This is a genomic window from Brevibacterium aurantiacum (genome assembly GCF_007558825.1).
Classification (GTDB): Bacteria; Actinomycetota; Actinomycetes; order Actinomycetales; family Brevibacteriaceae; genus Brevibacterium; species Brevibacterium aurantiacum_A.
The window spans coordinates 244947-264128 of the sequence record NZ_VLTK01000001.1 but is presented as its reverse complement, the minus strand read 5'-3'; the positions used below and the strand labels follow the sequence as shown (position 1 = coordinate 264128).

The following is a 19182-nucleotide window of genomic DNA, read 5'->3' as shown; positions in this document are numbered from 1 at the left end:
TCACCGCTGTGGAGCAGTGTGAGCCTTCCGGCCGAAGACGATCCCTGTCGTGATCATGGCTGCTGCGAGGACGAAGTGGAGCCAATTGTCAGCGGTGTTGAGCGGAACGAAGTTGCCCATGGACTCCATCGGAACGACGAGGCCGTAGATCCACAGCACGGCATAGATGATGCCTCCGACGATGAGGTAGGTCTTGGCCAGTCGGCGTGACTTGAGCCCCAGCAGGCCGACGATGCCGAAGAGCAGATGGACGATGTTGTGCAGCACTGAGACCTGGAAGATCCCGAGCAGCGCGGCTTGTGAATGATGCCCGGCGAACATCATCGTGTCCAGGTCCTTGGTGATGCCCGGGACGAAGCCCAAGATGCCCACCAGGAGGAACACGGCCCCGAAGATGCCTGAGACGATCTGGACGCTGGTGCGGGCGGTGTGAGCTGATGATGAAACTGTGTGAGTGCTCATGACGATCCTTTCGAAGACTCTCGTCGTACATCAGCTGATTCGGAGCCGATTGTGTCGTGGATGGGTTCGGTCGAGGCTTTTCTGCCGCGACGGTAGTCTGGTGACGGTGAAGGCTCGCGTGTCAAGGTTGTGGCGCAGGCTGCTGGTCCTGCTGATCGGCGGCGTCATCGCCGTGCCCTACGCGGCGGTCGTGATCTGGATCGTGACTGCCTTGAACCAGGTCGGCAACCGCGCCGATTCGCTGACCATCATCGTCGTCGGAATCGTCGCTTTCGCGCTGCTGTGCATTCCAGCATTTCTCTCCGTCATCCGCGCCCTCGAACGCACACTGGCCGAGCAGCTGCTCGAACTGAGCATCCCCACCCCGCCGAGGCGGCCCCGAACGGCCGATCGACTGCGCGGTGCCCTGTTCTACTTCGGTCACACCTTCGCCGGCGCACTGCTCCTGCTCACGATCATCGTCCTCATCCCCGCCGCCATGGTTCTAGCCGCTGACCCCCGACAGGCTCATGAACTCTCCAACGGTCTGATCGGAACCGAGACGAGCCTCGCGGCCACCGTGCTGCCCGCAGGGCTGATCCAGGCCCTCGCTCTGGGAATCCTGCTGATGTGCATCGCGATCATCGTCGTGGAGGGATACTTCCTGCCGAACTATGCACTCATTCTCCTCGGCTCGTCGGCGGCTGACCGCGCGGAGCTCGCTGGCCGCGAGCGGGCCCGCCGGTTCCGCCGCACGGTGCTTGCCCGCGAGGTCCATGACTCGATCGGCCACGCACTGACCGTGACGACGATGCAGGCGGCAGTCGCCAAGCGCGCACTGCAGACAGACCCCACCATCGCCGAGGCGGCCGTTGACGAAATCGCCCGCACCGGACGTGAGGCGGTGGCCGAGTTGGACTACGTTCTCACGCTGCTCCGCACGGAGGCCGATCCGGAGGCAGACGATGACGCCGTCAACAGTGCGGAAACGGCACAACCACCTCGGCGAACGATCGAGGATTTCGAGATCCTGGCCGAGGAAGCGAGATCAGTGGGGCACCCGACCCAGCTGAGAATCAGCGGCGACATGGGCTCATTGCCGTCAGCCGTGGCGCACGAGCTGCATCGGATCGTGCGGGAGGCTCTGACGAACTCGCTTCGCCACGCCTCAGTCCCGGGGGCCTCGGTGTCGATCAGCGTCGACGCGGGATTCGTGACGCTGACGGTGAGCAACGCCTGCGTGGTGAATACCAGTGGTGCGAGGAGCAATGCGGGTACAGGTCGGGGTCTGCAGGGGATCAAAGAGCGCGTTGAGCTCTTCGGTGGGGAAGTTCGGTGGACTGCTGATGCTGGCTCATGGACGCTTGAGGCCGTGCTGCCGACAGACAGCTGCACTGCGACAGACACTGGCACAGCGACCACCAGCGGCACTGTACGAGTTGCGAACAAGGAAAGGCAGACATGAGCATCAGGGTGGTCCTCATCGACGATGAGCCGTTGGTTCGTGCCGGGCTCGCGGCGATCATCGACTCGGACACCGGACTCGACGTGGTCGGTGAGGCCGGCGACGGTGCCGACGCCATCGACCTCGTCCAGCGCACACAGCCCGATATCGTCATCATGGATGTGCGCATGCCGCAGCTCAGCGGACTCGAAGCGACTCGATTGCTCGTGGCACGGCAGGACCCTCCTCGTGTGCTCATTCTGACCACTTTCGACAGCGACGACTACGTCTTCGAAGCGCTTCGTGCCGGTGCCGATGGCTTCGTGCTCAAGCGGGCCCGGCCGGAGGAACTCATCCGCGCCGTGTACGTCGTGGCCGGTGGGGAAGTGCTCCTGTATCCGCAGAAGGTTCGTGAGATGGCAGCTCAGGCGGGGAGGCGCGAAGACCTGGCCAGTGTTGCCCAGCTGAGCAGTCGCGAGCAGGAGGTGCTCTCACTCATGGCGCGCGGTCTGAGCAATGTGGAGATCGCCGGTGAGCTGTTCCTCGGCAGTGAGACGGTCAAGACCTATGTCAGCTCGCTGCTCGGCAAGCTCGGCGCCAGGGACCGGACCCAAGCCGTCATCAGAGCCTTCGAATCGGGTTTCATCACCCTCTGAGGGGCATGCTTCACCCTGTGAGTGATGCCGTTCACCCGTTCGGGGGAGTCTGTCAGGATGGCTTCGGCACGAGTGTTGAAGCATGAAGCCAACACAGAGCTATGCCCAGTCAGCCCATCCATCTCAACCGACGCGGGTACTCAATGTCGGTGTCACTATGCTCGGCCTGAGCGCGGTCTGGTCAATGACCATGCTGGTCATCTCCGTGCTGTGGGGGAGCGGACTACTCGTCTCTCCGTTCGGTCATGCGGAACCGGGCGAATACAACACACTCTTGGACTATCTCTCCATCCCTGCTGGAGCCGCACTGGTCGGATTCTGTGCGCTGCTGAGTCTGACTCTCGCATCGACCCTCCTGACCCTGCCACGGCTGCGCGGCAGAGCCGTCGCAGCAGTTGGAACCTTCGCGGTCTTCCTCACCCTCGTCACTACCGTGGTCTTCACCGACACCTTGGTGTTGGCATACCTCGGCTACACGTTGAGCCTGCAGTTCCCGCCGATCCCCGTCGCCGTGCTCTGGCAGGGGTTCATGCTGCTCGGCCCGGGGCTGTGGGCAGCGGTATGGGCATCGTTGGAGGGCCGTCAGCGACGCAGCCGGGCAGGAGCCGATGGTGCGGCCGTGGATGCCCCTGTCGGCGATGCCTCTGTCGGCGATGCCTTCGCCGCGGGGGTGACCACTGCGAAGGTTGCCGAAGGTCGCCAGCCCGTCCAGGTCAGTGCCAAAATCGCCGTCGGCGTGGCCGTGGCGATTCCCGTCATCTATGCATCCACTCGTATTCTGTGGGCACTGGGCATCCCGTTCGGGCTCAGCCCCGAGTTCTATTCCGAAGGCCTCCAGGCCGGGATGTGGCATTCGGGTCTCGCCTTGGCGATTGCCGGACTGGTCGGAGCGCTGCTGACCCTGGGGCTGGTGCACAGATGGGGAGAGAGATTTCCGCGTTGGACGGGGCCGCTGGCAGGACGACGTGTGCCTATCCTCCTCGCGACGATACCCGCCGGCATCGTCACATTGGCGATGTTCACCGGAGGCATGGGCATGATCCATTCGGTTCTGTTCAACGGTGTCAGCATCATCGGCAACTGGGTGACGATCGGCCCGACTCTCCTATTCCCGCTGTGGGCTCTGGCACTCGGTTGGGCCACCTATGCCTACCGTGCCAGGCGACTTGATGCCCGCGCCTTTCGGCGGCAGTGACAGGTCGATTCAGCGTGCCCTGCTGGTGGGGTCGCATGACCGTGTGCTCTCACCTGCGGCGGTGTCGGCGGCTGAGCGTCCTGTGTCGAAGCAGAGTGACCAGGCTGTGGATGAGCGCCGGCACTGAGGCGATGAGCATCAGGACGCCACCCAGTGTCGTCATGGACAGCAGCACTGCACCGCCGATGACGAATCCTGTGAACAGCACGGCCGAGATCACCCCGCGGGCCAGAAGTTCGAGGCCCGCGACCCGACGGTCCAGCTTGGGCGTGGCCACCGAGAGTTCACCGTCCTCGAGCCTCTGGACCAGGGCGTCGAGGCGCCCCGGCAGGCCGAGCGTCAGGCGCACAAGGTTGATTGCCTCCTTCGCCACGGTGCCGGCGGCGCCGCCCTTCTCTTCCTCGATCAGCTCGCTCGCATAGGGTTCGACGACCTCCCAGATGTTGAATGAGGGATTGAGGGAACTGCACAGACCCGAGACCATGGACAGCGAGCGAATGATGAGGAAGAGGTTCTCCGGCAGCTGCACGGGCAGATCCCGCACCACCGACTCGAAATCCGTGGAGAAGGCTCGCAGCTCCTTCTCATCGACGTCGCGCAGCTGGGCGAAGCCCATGCCTCCGAACCGTGCGAAGAGTCCTGTGAGAGAGCGTTCGAGCTCTTCCGTGTCCGCGCCGTCGAGCAGAACGCCGATGAGTCCGACGCTGGCGACGAGGCGGCGGGAGTCCCGCATCGCCACGGCGATGAAGAGCTCCCGCAGGCCTGCGCGCAGATTCTCCGGCACGTGCCCCATCATCCCGAAGTCGATGAAGGTCAGATGCCATCCTGCCCCCGCCGAGGTTGTCCCCGAGCGGGCAGGTGTCACGAAGATGTTGCCGGGGTGGGGGTCGGCGTGGAAGAACCCGGTCCGGAAGAGCTGATCGAACATCGTGTGCGCGAAGGTCGTCGCAACCTCGTGAGGGTCGATCCCGGCTCGACGCAGCGCAGCGACGTCGTTGGCCTTGATCGCCGTGACGTCCTCCATGGTCAGCACCTGTGGTGTGGTCTGTTCCCAGACGATCCGCGGAGCCTGCACCCCGGCCGACTCAGCCGCGTCCATGGCGAAGGTCTCAGCGTTCGCAGCTTCGTGGAGATAGTCGATCTCTTCGAGGCTGACATGGGCGAACTCTTCGACCAGTGCCGGCATGTCGACGCGGCGGGAGATGAACTGGACGCGGGAGAGCCATCCGGCGATCCGGCGCAGGGCGCCCAGATCGACCTCGACGATATCGGCGATGTTCGGACGCTGGACCTTGACAACCACCTCGGCGAAACCGATCTCTGCGGCGATCTCCGGGGTCAGGGTCGCCGAGTGCGCCTGCCCCAGGGATGCCGCGGCCAATGGGTGGGGTGCGAAGGAGGTGAAGGCATCAGTGAGTGCCATCCCCAACTGCGCTTCGGCAAGGTCGCGGATCTGGTCGACGGGGACCGGGGCGACCTCGTCCTGCAGGCCCTCCAGCTCTTTGGTGATCTCGGGCGGGAGAACATCCATGCGCGAGGAGAGGAACTGGCCGACCTTGATCATCAGACCGCCGAGTTCCACGGCCAGAGTGCGAAATCGCCTGGCCGTGGAACGCCAGCGCTCCACCCGACCTCTTGCTGCGAGATGACCCAGGCCGACTCGCGGCAGCGTCATCTCGAACCACCAGGCCATGACCATCTGGGCCGCGGCGAAGCGGAGGATCCGACCGGAACGAGCCCGAAGGGTTCGCGCCGTCACTGTTCAGTCCTCGGCGAGGATCGAATACAGCCTGCGCTTGGTGTCCGCGAGCGCGGTGACCGCCTCGGCGACCTGTTCCTTGCTGCCGGACCTGCCGACTTGAGCGGCTGCCTGTGCCAGCTCGACGCCGGCCTTGGCCAGGTTTGCGGCCCTGGGTGCTTCGGGCTTCTTCGCAGATTCCCATGGAGCATTTGACTCCGGCTCGGATGCGACCTGTTCGCGTCCGGCCTCGGTGAGTGAATAGGTCTTGCGCCCGCTTGAGGACTCCGCGCTGATGAGGCCCTCATCCGTGAGCAGCTGCAGCGTCGGGTAGACCGATCCCGGGCTGGGCTTCCAGCTGCCGCCGCTGCGCTCTTCGATCTCTTGGATGATCTGGTACCCGTGCATCGGCGCTTCGGCCAGCAGCGTGAGGATTCCGGCGCGGACATCTCCGCGGTTCATGCGGAACGGCTGTTTGGGGTTGAAGGACGAGCGCAGCTGCTCCACCGCTTCCCAGATATTCGCCCCGCCCCAATCGCCGTTTCGACGAGAGAAACCTCCGTGATTGAATGGCTCGTTCATGATGACCTCCAGGTCTGATCGAATCGTCTTGACGATATATAACGATATATCGGCGATGGGTTGCTGGGAAGGTCCTTCTGTCGATTGCGGAGGTAACTCTCAGACCACGCTCAGGCCGATGCGGACTGCTCACCGTCAGTGTGTGACAGGACGGGACCTCTTCGAATGCAGTCGTCAATGAGCGGTGGCACACCGAGGGCGACTGTGAGCTGGGAGACTCTGAACAGGGGTGACACACCGATGGCGACTGTGAACGGGGAGACTCTGAACAGGGGTGACACACCGATGGCGATACTGAACGGGGTGACGCTTCGAGGGGTGACACACCGATGGGTCACCGTAGGTCGTGAATACAGGCAACGGTTGGTAAGTTCGTCGCGATCCAAGAGCTTGGATCGCGACGAACTTACCAACCGTTGCACATTCTCGCTGAGGACTGCGGCCACCTGCGGCCACACTTTCGTTCGCGGCCGCTCATCACCGAGTTGCGGATGCATACGCAGCTGCGGCCAACTTCGGCGAGCCGCAGCCGTAGGCTCCTCAGATCATCCGAAGCGGCCGGAGATGTAGTTCTCGGTCTCTTCCTTCTCGGGGTTGGAGAAGATCGTCGAGGTCTCGTTGAACTCGATGAGCTTACCCGGCTTGCCGGTGCCCGCGATGTTGAAGAACGCGGTCTTGTCGGACACACGCGCGGCCTGCTGCATGTTGTGAGTGACGATGACGACCGTGTACTGGTCCTTGAGGTCGTTGATCAGATCCTCGATGGCCAGTGTGGAGATCGGATCCAGTGCGGAGCACGGTTCGTCCATGAGCAGGACCTCGGGCTCAACGGCGATCGCGCGGGCGATGCACAGGCGCTGCTGCTGACCGCCGGAGAGTCCCGAACCGGGCAGGCTGAGGCGGTCCTTGACCTCGTTCCAGAGGTTGGCGCCGCGCAGCGCACGCTCGGTGAGGTCATCGGCCTCTGACTTGGTCATGCGGCGGCTGTTGAGACGCACACCTGCCAGCACGTTCTCCTTGATGCTCATCGTGGGGAACGGATTCGCACGCTGGAAGACCATGCCGACCTCACGGCGTACGTTGACCGGGTCGACCCCTGCTCCGTAGATGTCATTGCCGTCCATGAGGACCTGACCGGAGACGCTGGCGCCCGGAATCACTTCGTGCATCCGGTTGAGTGTGCGCAGCACTGTGGACTTACCGCAGCCCGAGGGGCCGATGAGGGCCGTGACCGAGCGGGGCTTGATCTGCATCTGGACACCATCGACGGCGCGGAAATCGCCGTAGAAGATGTCGAGATCCTTGATGTCGATCTGCTTGGACAATGTGTTTCCCTATCTGTGGAATGTCTGGAACAAGTATGACGTGAGTCGGGGTCTCAGCGCTTCATCAGCGTCCTGCCTTCGGAGCCAGCACCTTCGCAATGACGCGGGCCAAGAGGTTGAGGAGCATGACCAGGGCGACGAGGACGAGAGCTGCTGCCCAGGCTCGCTCGGAGCTGGCCAGGGCGGCATCGCCGGGAGAGACCGGTCGCAGCTGCGAATCGTAGATGAAGGTCGGCAGTGTCGACATCCAACCGGAGAAGAGGTTCCAGTTGAGAGCCTTGGCGAATCCGGCGGTGACCATGATCGGTGCGGTCTCGCCGATGACGCGGGCGATCGCGATGGTGATGCCGGAGAGGATGCCCGACACCGAGGTGGGCAGAACGATTTTGACGATCGTCTTCCACTTCGGCACGCCCAGTGCGTAGGACGCCTCTCGCAGATCCATCGGGACCAGGCGCAGGATCTCCTCCGTGTTGCGCACGACGATCGGAATCATGAGCACCGACAGTGCTACTGCGGCGGTGAAGCCTGTCTTCGCAATGCCTGCCGCGTCCGGCATGATGAACCCTGCGATGGTGGAGAACAGCGCGAAGGCGAAGAGTCCGGCGACGATCGAGGGGATGCCGGTCATCACGTCGACGAGGAAGGTGATGGCCTTGCCCAGTCTGTTCTTCTCGGCATACTCGACAAGGTAGATCGCGGTCAGCACACCGATGGGGATCGAGATGATGCAGGCCATGGCCGTGATCAGCACGGTGCCGACGATCGCGTGGTAGAAGCCACCGGCGATTGTTGCTTCACCGGCGACGTACTGCTGGTCGAGCACTCCCTTCATGCCGAGCATCGTGCGGGAGAGGAGGTCGAAGCTGATAGCGGCTCCGCCCTTGGAGATGGTCATCCAGAGCAGTGATATGAGGGGAACACAGGCGAGGATAAATGAGGATGTCACGACGGTGGTGGCCACCCTGTCGGTGGCCTTGCGGCGGCCCTCGTAGGACGCAGAGATCGCGAACACGGCCACCACGTTGATGAGTCCGGCGAGGACCGCGACGACTGGGATGTTGAACCCGCCGAAGGCGATGAAGCTGATGATGATCGCGACGATGATCGAGGCGATTGCAACCACCCATGGTGTGGCCTTGGGCAGCTGCTTCGAGGTCAGGGTGCGGGACGTGGTCGTCGAATTGTTCGTAGTAGTCAACATTCTCAACTGCCCTTCACCGAGGTCTTGGCAACAATTGCACGTGCGCCCATATTCACCAGTAGGGTGATGACGAAGAGGACGAGGCCGACTGTGATCAGCTCGGAAAGTCGCAGTCCGGCGGCTTCGGGGAAGTTCTGCGCGATTTCAGACGCGATGGTCTGGTTGCCGCTGACCACCAGGGAGGCGGTGAGCAGACCGGGGGAGAGGATCATGGCCACGGCCATGGTTTCGCCGAGTGCACGGCCGAGACCGAGCATGGTCGCCGAGGCGATGCCCGACTTTCCGAACGGCAGCACCGACATGCGGATCATCTCCCACCGTGTGGCGCCGAGCGCCAGCGCAGCTTCTTCCTGCAGGCGGGGAGTCTGCAGGAAGATCTCCCGGGTCAGGGAGGTGATGATCGGCAGGATCATGATGGAGAGCACGAGAGAGGCCGTCAGCAGTGTGCGGCCGGTGTTCGACACATCGCCGTTGGCATCGGGGGCGAAGATCGGGATCCACCCGAACCACTTCGACAGCCACAGGTAGAAATCTGTGAGGCTGCCGGCGAGGGCGATTCCCCAGAGGCCGTAGACGACCGAGGGGATCGCAGCGAGCAGGTCGATGACGTAGCCGAGGGTTGGCGCCAGCTTCCGTGGTGCCATGTGCGTGGTGAACAGTGCGATGCCCAGTGCGAACGGCGTGGCCACGATCAGGGCGATGGCGGAGGAGATCAGTGTGCCGATGACAAGCGGCCAGACGTAGGAGAAGAATCCGTTGCCGCCGGTGATCGAGCTCGGATCATTGACCTGAGCCTCGATGGTGTCCTTGGACTGCGCCAGAAGGAACAGGGCGACTCCTGCCAGGATGAGCAGGATCAGGATTCCGGCGATGAGCGTCGCTGCCGAGAAGATTCGGTCACCGGGACGAACGACGGCTTTGGGTCTCTGGCCCGTGCTGGACTCGGGATGTGAGTCCGGCTCAGGTGCTCCGGCAGGGCCGGACACTGTGGTCTGTGTGCTGGTCGGCACAAGTGCTCCTCATGAAACTTGCGGTGGATCCGGTGGACGGGTCCCTAGGCACCGAAGAGCGGCGCAGGGTCGCTGCGCCGCTCTTCGACATATCAATTCTGCAGGTCAGTGACCAAGAATCAGCCTTCAACCTTGATCGAATCGATGACGGTCTCGATCTGCGAACGCAGATCGTCGGACAGTGGTGCAGAGCCGGCGGAATCCGCTGCCGACTTCTGTCCTTCTTCGGATACGACGAACTTCTCCCAAGCCTTGACCATGTCAACGGTCTCCTGGTCCTTGTAGGACGAGCAGACGACGTGGTAGGAGACGAGGACGATCGGGTAGGCGCCCGATTCAGTGGTGTCGCGAGCCAGGTCGAAGGCGAGGTCGCCTTCGCCGCGGCCCTTGACCTTGTCGGAGGCGTCGACGACCTTGGATGCCGCATCGGCGGAGAGCTCGACGTATTCGTCGCCGACCTTCACCTTGGCCTTGCTCAGTGATCCGACGGCTGAGGCGTCTGCGTAGCCGATGGCTCCATCTGTGTCAGAAACGGTCTGCACGACACCGTCGGTGCCCTGTGCGGCTTCGCCACCGAAGTCCTTGGGGAAGTCCCCGCTGACCTCAGCGTCCCAGTCCTTCTCGGCCGTGGCCTTGAGGTACTCGGCGAAGTTCTCGGTGGTGCCGGAGTCATCGGCGCGGTGGACGGCGGTGATCTTCGTGTCAGGAAGCTTGGCATCAGGATTGTCTGCCTTGATGGCCTTGTCGTTCCACTTGCTGATCTCGCCCTTGAAGATCTTGGCGATCGTCGAGGGTGCGAGGTTGAGTTCATCGACGCCCTTGACGTTGAAGGTCACTGCGATGGGGGAGATGTAGACAGGGAACTCGTAGGCCCCGTCGGCGCCGCAGACCTCTTTGCCCTGCTTGGCTTCGTCGTCATCGAGGTGAGCGTCTGAGCCGGCGAACTGAGCGTTTCCGGCCAGGAACTGCTCACGGCCCGCACCTGAACCGTCAGGGGAGTAGTTGACGGTCACGCCGGAGTTCTCTGAGGCGAAGTCAGCGGTCCATGCGTCCATCGCGGCCTTCTGCGATGAGGCGCCGATTCCGGTCAGTGTGCCCTGCAGGTCACTGCCGCCGCCGCTTGCTTCTTCTCCAGTGGCAGAGGTTCCGCCGCAGGCCGACAGGGTGAGTGCGCCGGCTGCGAGGATTGCAGCGGATGGTGCCAGGTGCTTCAGCTTCACGAAGATGCCTTTCGAGTATGAGAACACTGTTCGAGATTGCTCGATCTTTCGTGTTCCACGCTAAGTATCGTGTGTAAAGCCCTGGGAGTCGCTAAGTGAATGGAGGGTGAATGGATCCTGAAGGCTTCAGGTCCGGGTGAGTGCTCCATCACAGGAACCTGCGAATTCATGAAAGGATGCTTGTCGGGACGACGTTGTCTCGATTTCGCAGGGCTGAATCGGCCTGCTTTCGCGGGGCCGCGGGCTGAGGTTCGTCGACTTCTTGTCGCCCAGATGGCCGTTCAATACTGTGGTCTTCACAGCCCGTACTGCGGTCACCCTCAGCGGCAGTGGCATCCGCAGAATAGAACCGATCATGGACTCAGCGACGAGGAGAGATCATGCACAGCCCAGCTCACCCCACAAGCCTCAGTGGCCACAACAGCCGATACCTGCTCGGCGAATCCGAAGGCGAGCATCAGCGGTTGCGCGATCAGGCGGTCGTTCTCGATCCGCTCACGAGGCGATTCCTCGCGGATTCAGAGATCTGCCCGGGAATGCGCGTGCTCGATCTCGGCACGGGCGCCGGATCGGTGGCCGCGATCGCTGCTGATCTTGTCGGAGAGGAAGGCAGGGTGCTGGCAGTCGACCGCGACGCGAACGCCCTCGAGGCCGCGCAACGAGCGTTGTCGAAGCGTCCCCAGGTCGAATTCGCCGAAATGGATCTTCGCGATCTCGACCTCGACGAGGAATTCGACGCAGTCATCGGCCGAGCTGTTCTCATGCACCTGCCCGATCCGGTCGCGGTCCTGCGCCGCGCAGCTGACCACGTTCGTCCCGGCGGACTGCTCTGCATGCACGAACTGGATGTGACACACCAGTGGACGAGTGTGAGCACCCCCCTGTGGGCGGAGGTGCGATCGTGGATCTTCGAAGTCTTCGGCACCTCCGGCGTCCACATGCGGATGGGTCCGGATCTCTTCGCAGCGTTTCGCCGGGCTGGGCTGCCCGACCCCCATCTGACGGTGGACGCGCCTGTCGGCGGTGGAGACGAACTTCCGACCTTCGGCTGGGCCAATGTTGTCGAAGCTCTGGTGCCGATCATCGGGAAGCTCGGCATCGCGACCGCCGATGAGATCGACATCGCTACGCTCACCGAAAGGCTCTGCGCGGAGATCGACGCCGCCGACGGCATTGTTCTCGGACCGATTCTTTACGGTGCGACGTGCACCATTGATGGTGGGGACCCTTCTGCGGGTCAGCCTTAGGCGTCGATCGGGCGGATCCGTTCGAATTCGACGATGCGTGGCACTGCGCCCGGACGCACATAGACGACGAGGATCTCACCGGGTTTGAGGTAGGGGTCTTCGCGCGGCAGCTTCTCCGCGATGCGCTGTGGGGCGTACTTCGCATAGACGGCGAGGACCAGCGGCAGGACAGGCCGGTGGGTGCAGTAGATGACCGGCCTGCCCTTCTCCAGCAGCTTCTCGATGAATCGGGTGGTCTTGTCGGGGTTCGCAGAGCTCGCCTTCTCGCTCAGGCACGAAGCCCTTCGAATAGGTTTGCCGGTCGCCGCGGACAGCGGAGCGAGCGTGGCCATGCACCGCTTCCAGGGACTCGAGATCAGTCTCTTCGTCCCCCACGCTGAGAGCAGCCCGGTCAGTGCCATGGCCTGGCGGGTCCCCAGAGCCAGCAGCGGGCGCACATGCTCCGTCTCATGCCACTTCGCTCGGGGAAATGCCTTCCCGTGGCGGACAAGGATCAGAGGCCAGGCGCGCAGTGCGTTGGTCGAATCGAACTTCTCCAGCGCATCGAGCTGGTCGCGATCTGCGTAGGAGCTCAGCTTCGTTCGCGCTTCGCCGACGGGAAACCACTTCACCTCGTCGACTTCGCGTTGATTCACCGGCGTGAAGGTGTGCTCGCCCTTGACCTGTGCTGACCAGTAGAAGACCTTCTTCAGGTACTTTCCGCCGACCATGTATTCCGCCGCGGGCAGAGGGACTCCGAGGGTGATGTCGAGTCCCGTCTCCTCCTTGACCTCGCGAATCGCCGTCTCCGGAAGGGTCTCGCCTGATTCCACCTTGCCCTTGGGCCAGGACCAGTCGTTGTAGCGGGGTCGGTGGATGAGAGCAACTTCGAGTCCTTCGCTGCCATTGCGCCAGCACAGCGCGCCGGCGGCGAGGATATCGGCGGTGACGCGTGAGGACGCCTGCGCGGAACCGACCGATTTCGCACTCAAGCTTCTTCCCCGATCTGTCGGCGTTTGCGATGTCGGCGGATGAGCTCCGTCTGGTATTCGGTGAGCCGGTTGCCTTCATCATCGTGGGTGCTGCGCGCCCATTTGCCGTCAGCGGCGAGCACGAACGCCGAGGTGGTGTCGGCGAAGGCGAGGTCGAAGAGTTCGATGATCTCCGCTTTGTGATTCGGAGCGACGAGCTCGACGAGGGTTTCGACGCGGCGGTCGAGATTGCGGTGCATCATGTCAGCTGAACCGATGTAGACGAGAGGATCGCCGCCGTTGCCGAAGACGAAGGTCCGCGAATGCTCGAGGAAGCGGCCGAGCACGGACCGCACTGTGATGTTCTCACTCACGCCGGGGATGCCTGGTCGCAGGGCGCAGATTCCGCGGACGAAGACCTCGACCTGGACTCCGGCCCGGGATGCCATGTAGAGGGCATCGATGATCGCCTCGTCGACGATCGAATTGACCTTGATCCGGACCATGCCGGCACCACCCGCCTCGGCGATGGCGATCTCCTTGTCGATGAGTTCGGTCAACCCCGAACGGACCCGGGTGGGGGCGACGAGCAGGCGCGAGTATTCGGCCAGGGGCGCGTAGCCCGAGAGCTGGTTGAACAGCTTCGTCAGGTCATCGGCGACGCTCTTGTCCTTGGTCAGCAGCCCGAAGTCCTCGTAGCCTCGCGCTGTCTTCGGGTGATAGTTGCCGGTGCCGACGTGGCAGTATCGGGTCAGGCCCTCAGCCTCCTGGCGGACGACGAGGGAGAGCTTCGCGTGGGTCTTGAGCCCGACGATTCCGTAGACGACGTGGACGCCGGCGCGTTCGAGTTTGCGCGCCCACGTGATGTTGGCCTCCTCGTCGAAGCGGGCCTTGATCTCCACGACCGCGAGCACCTGGATGCCTGCCTGTGCGGCGTCGACGAGGGCATCGATGATCGGGGAGTCGCCGGAAGTGCGGTAGAGGGTCTGCTTGATGGCGAGCACGTTCTTGTCCGCTGCCGCCTGCTCCAGAAACGCCTGCACGCTCGTGGAGAACGAGTCGTAGGGATGGTGGAGCAGGATGTCGCGGTTCGAAACTGCCGCGAAGACGTCGACCTGGTCGCTGGATTCACGCAGCGACAGGTCCTTATTCATCTGCGGGACCATTTTCCGAAAGTGCAGGTCATCGCGAGGAACGTCGGCGATGTCTGACATGCCGGAGAGGTCGAGAGGGGTGGGCAGCTGGTAGATCTCGTTCTCGTCGATGCCGAGTTCGTCCTTGAGCATCTCACGGACCCGCGGATGGATGTTCTCCGTGATCTCCAACCTCACGGCGGGGCCGAAGCGGCGGCGCAGGAGTTCCTTCTCCAGGGCTTTGAGGAGGTTCTCCGCATCGTCCTCCTCGACCTCGAGGTCCTCATTGCGGGTGACGCGGAAGGTCGAGTGGTGGATGATCTCCATGCCCTCGAAGAGCGTGTCGAGGTGTTCGGCGATGATGTCTTCGAGCGCGACGAAGCGCGCGGGGACGTCGCGGCCGGCGGGGCGATCCGTGGCCGTGGCGACATTGAAGAATCGGGGCAGGCGCGGCGGCACCTTGACCCGGGCGAAGAGCTCCTTGCCGGAATCCTGGTAGCGCAGCAGGACGCCGAGGTTGAGTGAGAGTCCGGAGATGTAGGGGAACGGGTGGGCCGGGTCCACCGCGAGTGGGGTGAGGACGGGGAAGACGTGGCCGGCGAAGAACTCGTCGACTCTGGCGCGTTCGTCCTCGGTGAGCTCGTCCACCTGGACCTTCGTGATCGACTCCGCATCGAGGCGGGGACCGATGTCGTCCTTGAGCAGGGCGGCGTGGCGGGTCATAAGGTCATGTGCCCGGACGCCGATCGCGTGCATGACCTGCAGCGGCATCCGGCCGGTGACGCTGGGCACAGCCAAACCGGTGTTGATGCGGCGTTTGAGGCCGGCGACGCGGACCATGAAGAACTCGTCGAGGTTGGTTGCGAAGATGGAGAGGAATCGGACCCTTTCCAGCAGCGGCATATCAGGGTCGGTGGCAAGATCGAGGACACGCTCGTTGAACGCCAGCCAGCTGAGTTCCCGGTCGAGGAATCGATCCTCTGGATCGGGCAGACCCAGTTCCGCTCCGACTGCAGTGATGTCGTACATCGCTCTACTCCTGATTGCGTTCGGTCGAGGAAGCCGGCGCGTAGGACACGTGCGCCACCGCGACATGGAATCCCAGCCGCTCGTACAACCCTAGCGCCGGGGCATTGTCGGATTCGACGTAGAGTTCGATCACACTCGCACCGGCGGCGACCATCCGGCGCATGCCCTCGATCGTCAGCGCCTTGCCCACACCCTTGGCATGGATGCTCGGGTCGACCCCGACGACATAGACCTCGCCGAGGCGGCCCTCAGCGCCGAAGTCCGTGAGCTTGGTCTGGTGGAATCCGATGACCTGATCATCCCGGATGGCGAGGACCACCGAATCCTGGTCGAAGTCGGGTGCCTGGATGATCTCGGCGAAGTCCTCAGCCGTCTGCGACCCCTGCTCTGGGTGCCAGTCGAAGGCCGCGTTGTTGACTCGCCGCCAACCGTCCTCATCACCGGTGGTGAAGGAGCGGATCGTGACACCTTCCGGCGCCGAGGTCTGCGGCAGGTCATCGAGTGAGAGACCCGGATCGGTGCGCATCTGATAGAGAACGCGGTCGCGACCGAGGTTGTGCTTCTCCGCCAGTGCCTGTGCGCCTGGGTGGTCGCCGTGTGACCAGCACCAGGAGTCGGGCTCTTCCTGAAGGATCGTCGACAGCAGCTCTTCGCCCAGTCCCTGACCGCGGTGATCGGGGTCGATGAGGAATTCGGCCGCATGACGATCGCCCTGGAGCGCGCGGATGCCGAAGCCGATGAGAGCGCCGGCGTCGACGTTCGAGTCTGCTGAATCGTCGGCATAGATTCGCCATACGCTCGACTCTGTCTGCGCGGAATGAGATTCGTCCTCGCCGGTGGCGATGGCCAGAAGTCCGCCGGAGATCTCGGCGGACCCATCGGATGCTGCCACGCGGTCGAGGAAGGTCAGCTCCGCCTCGGCGAGGGTGGTGATCGGGGTTCCGGTCACGGCTCCGCTGGCATCGATTCTCATACCTTCATGTCCTCCTCGTTCGACTCTGCTTCTGACTGTTCGTGATCTGACTGTTCGTGCTCCGCGGCCTCGTCAGTGGCCGTCGCTTCGTCGGGTCCCACCGCTGCGTCGGTGTCTGGCGTTTCTTCGGTGTCCGACTCTGCCTCATCACCGTCGCCGTGTGCGGCCGCGGAGTCGGGGCTGAAGCGGTAGCCGACGTAGCGGACGGTGTGGATGGCGTTCTCGAAGTCTTTGCCGAGTTTCGCACGCACTCGGCGGACATGCACATCGACGGTGCGGGTCCCTCCGAAGTAGTCATCGCCCCACACCGCGAGCAGGATCTCGTCGCGGGTGAAGACACGTTCGGGGTGCATCGCGAAGAACTTCAGCAGGGCGAATTCGCGATAGGTCAGGTCGAGGCTGCGCTCGCCCAGGTGCGCGGTGAACGCGGTCTCGTCGATGCGCAGTGCGCCGCTGACGACGATCATGGGCTCGCCCTCGCTCGTCCAGGGGCCGCTGGTGTTCCAAGATGGGCGGTCGGGCCGCGATCCTCCGGTGGTGGCTGTCGAGGCGGTTGCGCTCACACCGGCCCCGCCTCCCCACGAGGTGGCGCCGTGTGAGGCCTGCGCCAGGTGGTGATCACGTGCCAGGCGCAGGCGGGCCTCCACCTCGGCGGGGCCGGCAGTGGTGAGGACGATGTCGGCCACATTCCATTTCGCCGAGGCGGTGGCCAGTCCGCCTTCGCTGAGCACGACGATGATCGGAGCTGCGATGCGCGTCTGCGCCACCGCCTCGGCGATGGCAGGTGCCAAGGACAGGTCAAGGCAGGCGTCGGCGACGACGATGTCGGCAGTGAGCGAGTTGGAGTCTGCCCGGCTCAGCTGATCGAGGCTGAGGCGTTCGATCTGGTGGCCGAGATACTGCAGGGACTCTGGGGCAATGGGGGAGTCGAGGCGAGGTGCAGGGCAGATGTGCAGGATTCGCATGTGGTCCATCCACCTCCTCGGACTCGGCTCGGCCGCTGAAGTAGCAGCCTGGGGAAAGTATACCGAGGGTGCCCAGCTGTGCTTCTCCGGTGCCTGCCCAGCTGCTTCTCCGTTACCTGGGGGAGGGCAAGAGGTCACAGGGAAGGGTCAACGGGTGACAGGAGAGAACAGGTCACAGGAGAAGGGAAGGTTGCGGGTCATGCGGTCGGCTTGCGTCCTGTCGTATACGTCAGTGAGAAGAAGCGCGCACGGAACTCGGGGTCGGTCAGCATGGTGCGGTAGCGGTCCAGGTCTTCACGACGGAGGCCGGTGGCGAGAAGACCATCCTCATTCTGCAGGCTGAGGTTCAGATGGTAGCTCGTCCAGGGTCCACCGCCGCGGGCGAGGGGGACGAGGTGCTGCGCGGCGACATCCGCGAGCCCGGCTCCGAACATCTCGACCTCGGCCCGGTCTGCCCAGCCGTAGTCGCAGTCGACTTCAGGTCTGAACCGCTGATAGGCCGCGTGGGTGTACCTCCGCCATATCGCGCGGTCGGATTCCTCAGGTGCCACGAGCAGTTCCGCGGCGACACCGACATCTGCGATGACGAGCCATCCACCGGGAGCCAACTGCTCGACGAGCTGGGCGAAGACCCGTCTCCGGGCAGGCAGGTGGGCGAGGACCAGGCGCGCATGGATGAGATCGAACGGCCCGATGGGGACGCCGTTGAGGACATCGTGATGGACGACGTCGACACCCGGCGACGCAACCAGGTTCGTCACGTCCTTGTCGACAGCCAGGACGCTGCCGCCGAAACCTGCTGCCATCATTTCGGCGATGGAGCCGTTTCCGGCTCCGACCTCCAGATACCTTGCGTTCTCCTTCGGCTGCAGCGACCTCAGTACTGTACGCGTCGTCGGGTCGAGGAGTGCGGATAGGAGGGTGAGCTGCTGTGTGCCCAGATCGGTTCCAATTCCGTCGCTGAGGTCGCATTGGTCGGCGGTGCAGTTGCGTGTTGTCAGCACATTGGCCATGAGTCTCTCCATCAGAAGTGAGCAGGTTCGCATCAGCGTAGGTCGCTGTGTCAGGAGTGAACAGGGTCGGCTGTGACTCAGCAGATGCCCGCAAGGACGGACGGTGAGCGTCGTTGGTGACGTCGGCGGGGATCGCCGACATTGGCCCAAATCGCGTCGCCTCGGGCGAATAAGGCACGATAGTGCTGTGATCAGATGGATTCGAGTAGTTGTCGCGCTGGCCTTGGCGCTGGCCCTCAGTGCCTCCGTGTACTGGGGCTACACCTTGTTCCTGCTGGCGACCGGGCTCATCGTCTTCGGTGTCGCCTACGGCTGGCCGCGACTGACGGACTCACCGCAGCCTCGCGCGACGTCGATCATGCTCGGCCTCTTCGGCCTGGCCGGACTGCTCGCGGCGTTCCGCGATGACACAGCACCCTATCTTGACTGGCTTCCCGTTCTGGCCGGCCTCGGCCTGCTCTGGACCTTCGTGCAGAATCTCACCCGCGGAATGGGTGCCTCAGATGCCGTTGCCAACGTCTCAGCCCAAGTTGCGGGCGTGGTCATCGTCCTGTCCGCAAGCACCTGGGTCGCGGCGATCACCGTCCCCGGCGACAAGGAAGCCATCGTCGTCGGTCTCGTCTCGCTCATCGTCGCAGGTTGCATGACAGCCCTGCCCTGGCCCGCGATCTACACGTCACCGCTGGCGATCGCGATGCCGGTCGCGGTCGCCGGAATCCTGTCGGTCCTCATCTTCAAGGACGCCATCAGCGTGCCTGTATCGCTCGTCCTCGGCGGCATCATGGGACTGTTGGTCGCCGGCGTCGATCGTATGCTCGGGCTCATCGCCTATACCCAATACCAGGCTGTGAGCCTTGAACTCTCCCAGAACATCGAGTTGAAGAAGAACGTGGAGAAGGCCCGCAGCTTTGCCGTTCAGCTCGCGCTCGGGGCCGCTCCCATCGCCCTCGGCGGTGTCGTCGTCTATTCCCTGGAGCGCATCGCCTTCTGACCTCGGCTATGATGTCCGACACGGTGAGCGCGACTCCGCATTGATACCGTGCTCAGGTTCGTGCTG

At 63.5% G+C, this 19182-nt stretch carries 17 protein-coding genes; 5 read left to right on the top strand and 12 right to left on the bottom strand.

Annotation, left to right across the window (positions count from 1 at the left end; genetic code table 11):
• On the bottom strand, nucleotides 1-462 hold the full coding sequence (locus FO013_RS01275) for a DUF4383 domain-containing protein (RefSeq protein WP_143920671.1): 462 nt from the start codon (nucleotides 460-462) through the stop codon (nucleotides 1-3).
• A gap of 106 nt (nucleotides 463-568) precedes the next feature.
• On the opposite strand from FO013_RS01275, the gene FO013_RS01270 reads away from it, so the two are divergent.
• The 3 genes from FO013_RS01270 (at nucleotide 569) to FO013_RS01260 (ending at nucleotide 3736) form a co-directional block, all read left to right on the top strand.
• A complete protein-coding gene (locus FO013_RS01270) occupies nucleotides 569-1906 on the top strand; it encodes a sensor histidine kinase (RefSeq protein WP_186292952.1) in 1338 nt (445 codons plus the stop codon).
• Nucleotides 1903-2541: a response regulator transcription factor gene (locus FO013_RS01265; RefSeq protein WP_143920668.1), complete on the top strand. Its 639-nt coding sequence runs from the start codon at nucleotides 1903-1905 to the stop codon at nucleotides 2539-2541. The genes FO013_RS01270 and FO013_RS01265 overlap by 4 nt, the downstream gene beginning before the upstream one ends.
• 82 nt (nucleotides 2542-2623) lie before the next feature.
• Complete coding sequence (locus tag FO013_RS01260; protein WP_143920667.1) at nucleotides 2624-3736, top strand: hypothetical protein; 1113 nt, start codon at nucleotides 2624-2626, stop codon at nucleotides 3734-3736.
• 49 nt (nucleotides 3737-3785) lie between these two features.
• Here FO013_RS01260 and FO013_RS01255 read toward each other — a convergent pair whose 3' ends face one another.
• The 6 genes from FO013_RS01255 to pstS form a co-directional block, all read right to left on the bottom strand.
• On the bottom strand, nucleotides 3786-5435 hold the full coding sequence (locus FO013_RS01255) for an ABC1 kinase family protein (protein ID WP_143920995.1): 1650 nt from the start codon (nucleotides 5433-5435) through the stop codon (nucleotides 3786-3788).
• Between the two features lie 63 nt (nucleotides 5436-5498).
• Complete coding sequence (locus FO013_RS01250; RefSeq protein WP_186292951.1) at nucleotides 5499-6056, bottom strand: PadR family transcriptional regulator; 558 nt, start codon at nucleotides 6054-6056, stop codon at nucleotides 5499-5501.
• 545 nt (nucleotides 6057-6601) lie between these two features.
• Entirely contained in the window at nucleotides 6602-7381 is a 780-nt protein-coding gene (gene pstB / locus FO013_RS01245) for a phosphate ABC transporter ATP-binding protein PstB (protein WP_143920666.1), read from the bottom strand.
• Between the two features lie 64 nt (nucleotides 7382-7445).
• Nucleotides 7446-8585 carry a phosphate ABC transporter permease PstA gene (pstA, locus tag FO013_RS01240; RefSeq protein WP_143920665.1) on the bottom strand — a complete coding sequence of 380 codons (1140 nt, stop codon included), beginning with the start codon at nucleotides 8583-8585 and terminating at the stop codon, nucleotides 7446-7448.
• A gap of 2 nt (nucleotides 8586-8587) precedes the next feature.
• A complete protein-coding gene (gene pstC, locus FO013_RS01235; protein ID WP_125188734.1) occupies nucleotides 8588-9478 on the bottom strand; it encodes a phosphate ABC transporter permease subunit PstC in 891 nt (296 codons plus the stop codon).
• 236 nt (nucleotides 9479-9714) lie between these two features.
• Nucleotides 9715-10815, bottom strand: a complete 1101-nt coding sequence (gene pstS, locus FO013_RS01230; protein ID WP_143920664.1) for a phosphate ABC transporter substrate-binding protein PstS — start codon at nucleotides 10813-10815, stop codon at nucleotides 9715-9717.
• A gap of 380 nt (nucleotides 10816-11195) precedes the next feature.
• Between pstS and FO013_RS01225 the strand changes: the two genes are divergently transcribed.
• Entirely contained in the window at nucleotides 11196-12062 is an 867-nt protein-coding gene (locus FO013_RS01225) for a class I SAM-dependent methyltransferase (protein WP_143920663.1), read from the top strand.
• Here the strand turns inward: FO013_RS01225 and FO013_RS01220 are convergent.
• From FO013_RS01220 to FO013_RS01200, 5 genes are all read right to left on the bottom strand, one after another.
• Nucleotides 12059-13033 carry an NUDIX hydrolase gene (locus FO013_RS01220; RefSeq protein ID WP_143920662.1) on the bottom strand — a complete coding sequence of 325 codons (975 nt, stop codon included), beginning with the start codon at nucleotides 13031-13033 and terminating at the stop codon, nucleotides 12059-12061. The two genes, FO013_RS01225 and FO013_RS01220, sit on opposite strands and share 4 nt — an antisense overlap.
• Nucleotides 13030-15174 carry an RNA degradosome polyphosphate kinase gene (locus tag FO013_RS01215; protein ID WP_143920661.1) on the bottom strand — a complete coding sequence of 715 codons (2145 nt, stop codon included), beginning with the start codon at nucleotides 15172-15174 and terminating at the stop codon, nucleotides 13030-13032. The genes FO013_RS01220 and FO013_RS01215 overlap by 4 nt, the downstream gene beginning before the upstream one ends.
• A gap of 4 nt (nucleotides 15175-15178) precedes the next feature.
• Nucleotides 15179-16147: a mycothiol synthase gene (gene mshD / locus FO013_RS01210; RefSeq protein ID WP_143920659.1), complete on the bottom strand. Its 969-nt coding sequence runs from the start codon at nucleotides 16145-16147 to the stop codon at nucleotides 15179-15181.
• Entirely contained in the window at nucleotides 16144-17112 is a 969-nt protein-coding gene (locus tag FO013_RS01205; protein WP_143920993.1) for a winged helix-turn-helix domain-containing protein, read from the bottom strand. The genes mshD and FO013_RS01205 overlap by 4 nt, the downstream gene beginning before the upstream one ends.
• Nucleotides 17113-17309: 197 nt before the next feature.
• Nucleotides 17310-18125: a class I SAM-dependent methyltransferase gene (locus tag FO013_RS01200; RefSeq protein ID WP_186292950.1), complete on the bottom strand. Its 816-nt coding sequence runs from the start codon at nucleotides 18123-18125 to the stop codon at nucleotides 17310-17312.
• A gap of 187 nt (nucleotides 18126-18312) precedes the next feature.
• Between FO013_RS01200 and FO013_RS01195 the strand changes: the two genes are divergently transcribed.
• Entirely contained in the window at nucleotides 18313-19116 is an 804-nt protein-coding gene (locus tag FO013_RS01195; RefSeq protein WP_260847904.1) for an ammonia permease, read from the top strand.
• The last annotated feature ends 66 nt before the right edge of the window (nucleotides 19117-19182 follow it).

What these genes read in the sequence shown, in the direction of transcription:
- FO013_RS01275 (WP_143920671.1), bottom strand. Translation starts at nt 462, where the DNA reads ATGAGCACTCACACAGTTTCATCATCAGCTCACACCGCCCGCACCAGC.
- FO013_RS01265 (WP_143920668.1), top strand. Translation starts at nt 1,903, where the DNA reads ATGAGCATCAGGGTGGTCCTCATCGACGATGAGCCGTTGGTTCGTGCC.
- FO013_RS01260 (WP_143920667.1), top strand. Translation starts at nt 2,624, where the DNA reads ATGAAGCCAACACAGAGCTATGCCCAGTCAGCCCATCCATCTCAACCG.
- FO013_RS01255 (WP_143920995.1), bottom strand. Translation starts at nt 5,435, where the DNA reads ATGGTCATGGCCTGGTGGTTCGAGATGACGCTGCCGCGAGTCGGCCTG.
- FO013_RS01250 (WP_186292951.1), bottom strand. Translation starts at nt 6,056, where the DNA reads ATGAACGAGCCATTCAATCACGGAGGTTTCTCTCGTCGAAACGGCGAT.
- pstA (WP_143920665.1), bottom strand. Translation starts at nt 8,585, where the DNA reads ATGTTGACTACTACGAACAATTCGACGACCACGTCCCGCACCCTGACC.
- FO013_RS01225 (WP_143920663.1), top strand. Translation starts at nt 11,196, where the DNA reads ATGCACAGCCCAGCTCACCCCACAAGCCTCAGTGGCCACAACAGCCGA.
- FO013_RS01215 (WP_143920661.1), bottom strand. Translation starts at nt 15,174, where the DNA reads ATGTACGACATCACTGCAGTCGGAGCGGAACTGGGTCTGCCCGATCCA.
- mshD (WP_143920659.1), bottom strand. Translation starts at nt 16,147, where the DNA reads ATGAGAATCGATGCCAGCGGAGCCGTGACCGGAACCCCGATCACCACC.
- FO013_RS01205 (WP_143920993.1), bottom strand. Translation starts at nt 17,112, where the DNA reads ATGCGAATCCTGCACATCTGCCCTGCACCTCGCCTCGACTCCCCCATT.
- FO013_RS01200 (WP_186292950.1), bottom strand. Translation starts at nt 18,125, where the DNA reads ATGGCCAATGTGCTGACAACACGCAACTGCACCGCCGACCAATGCGAC.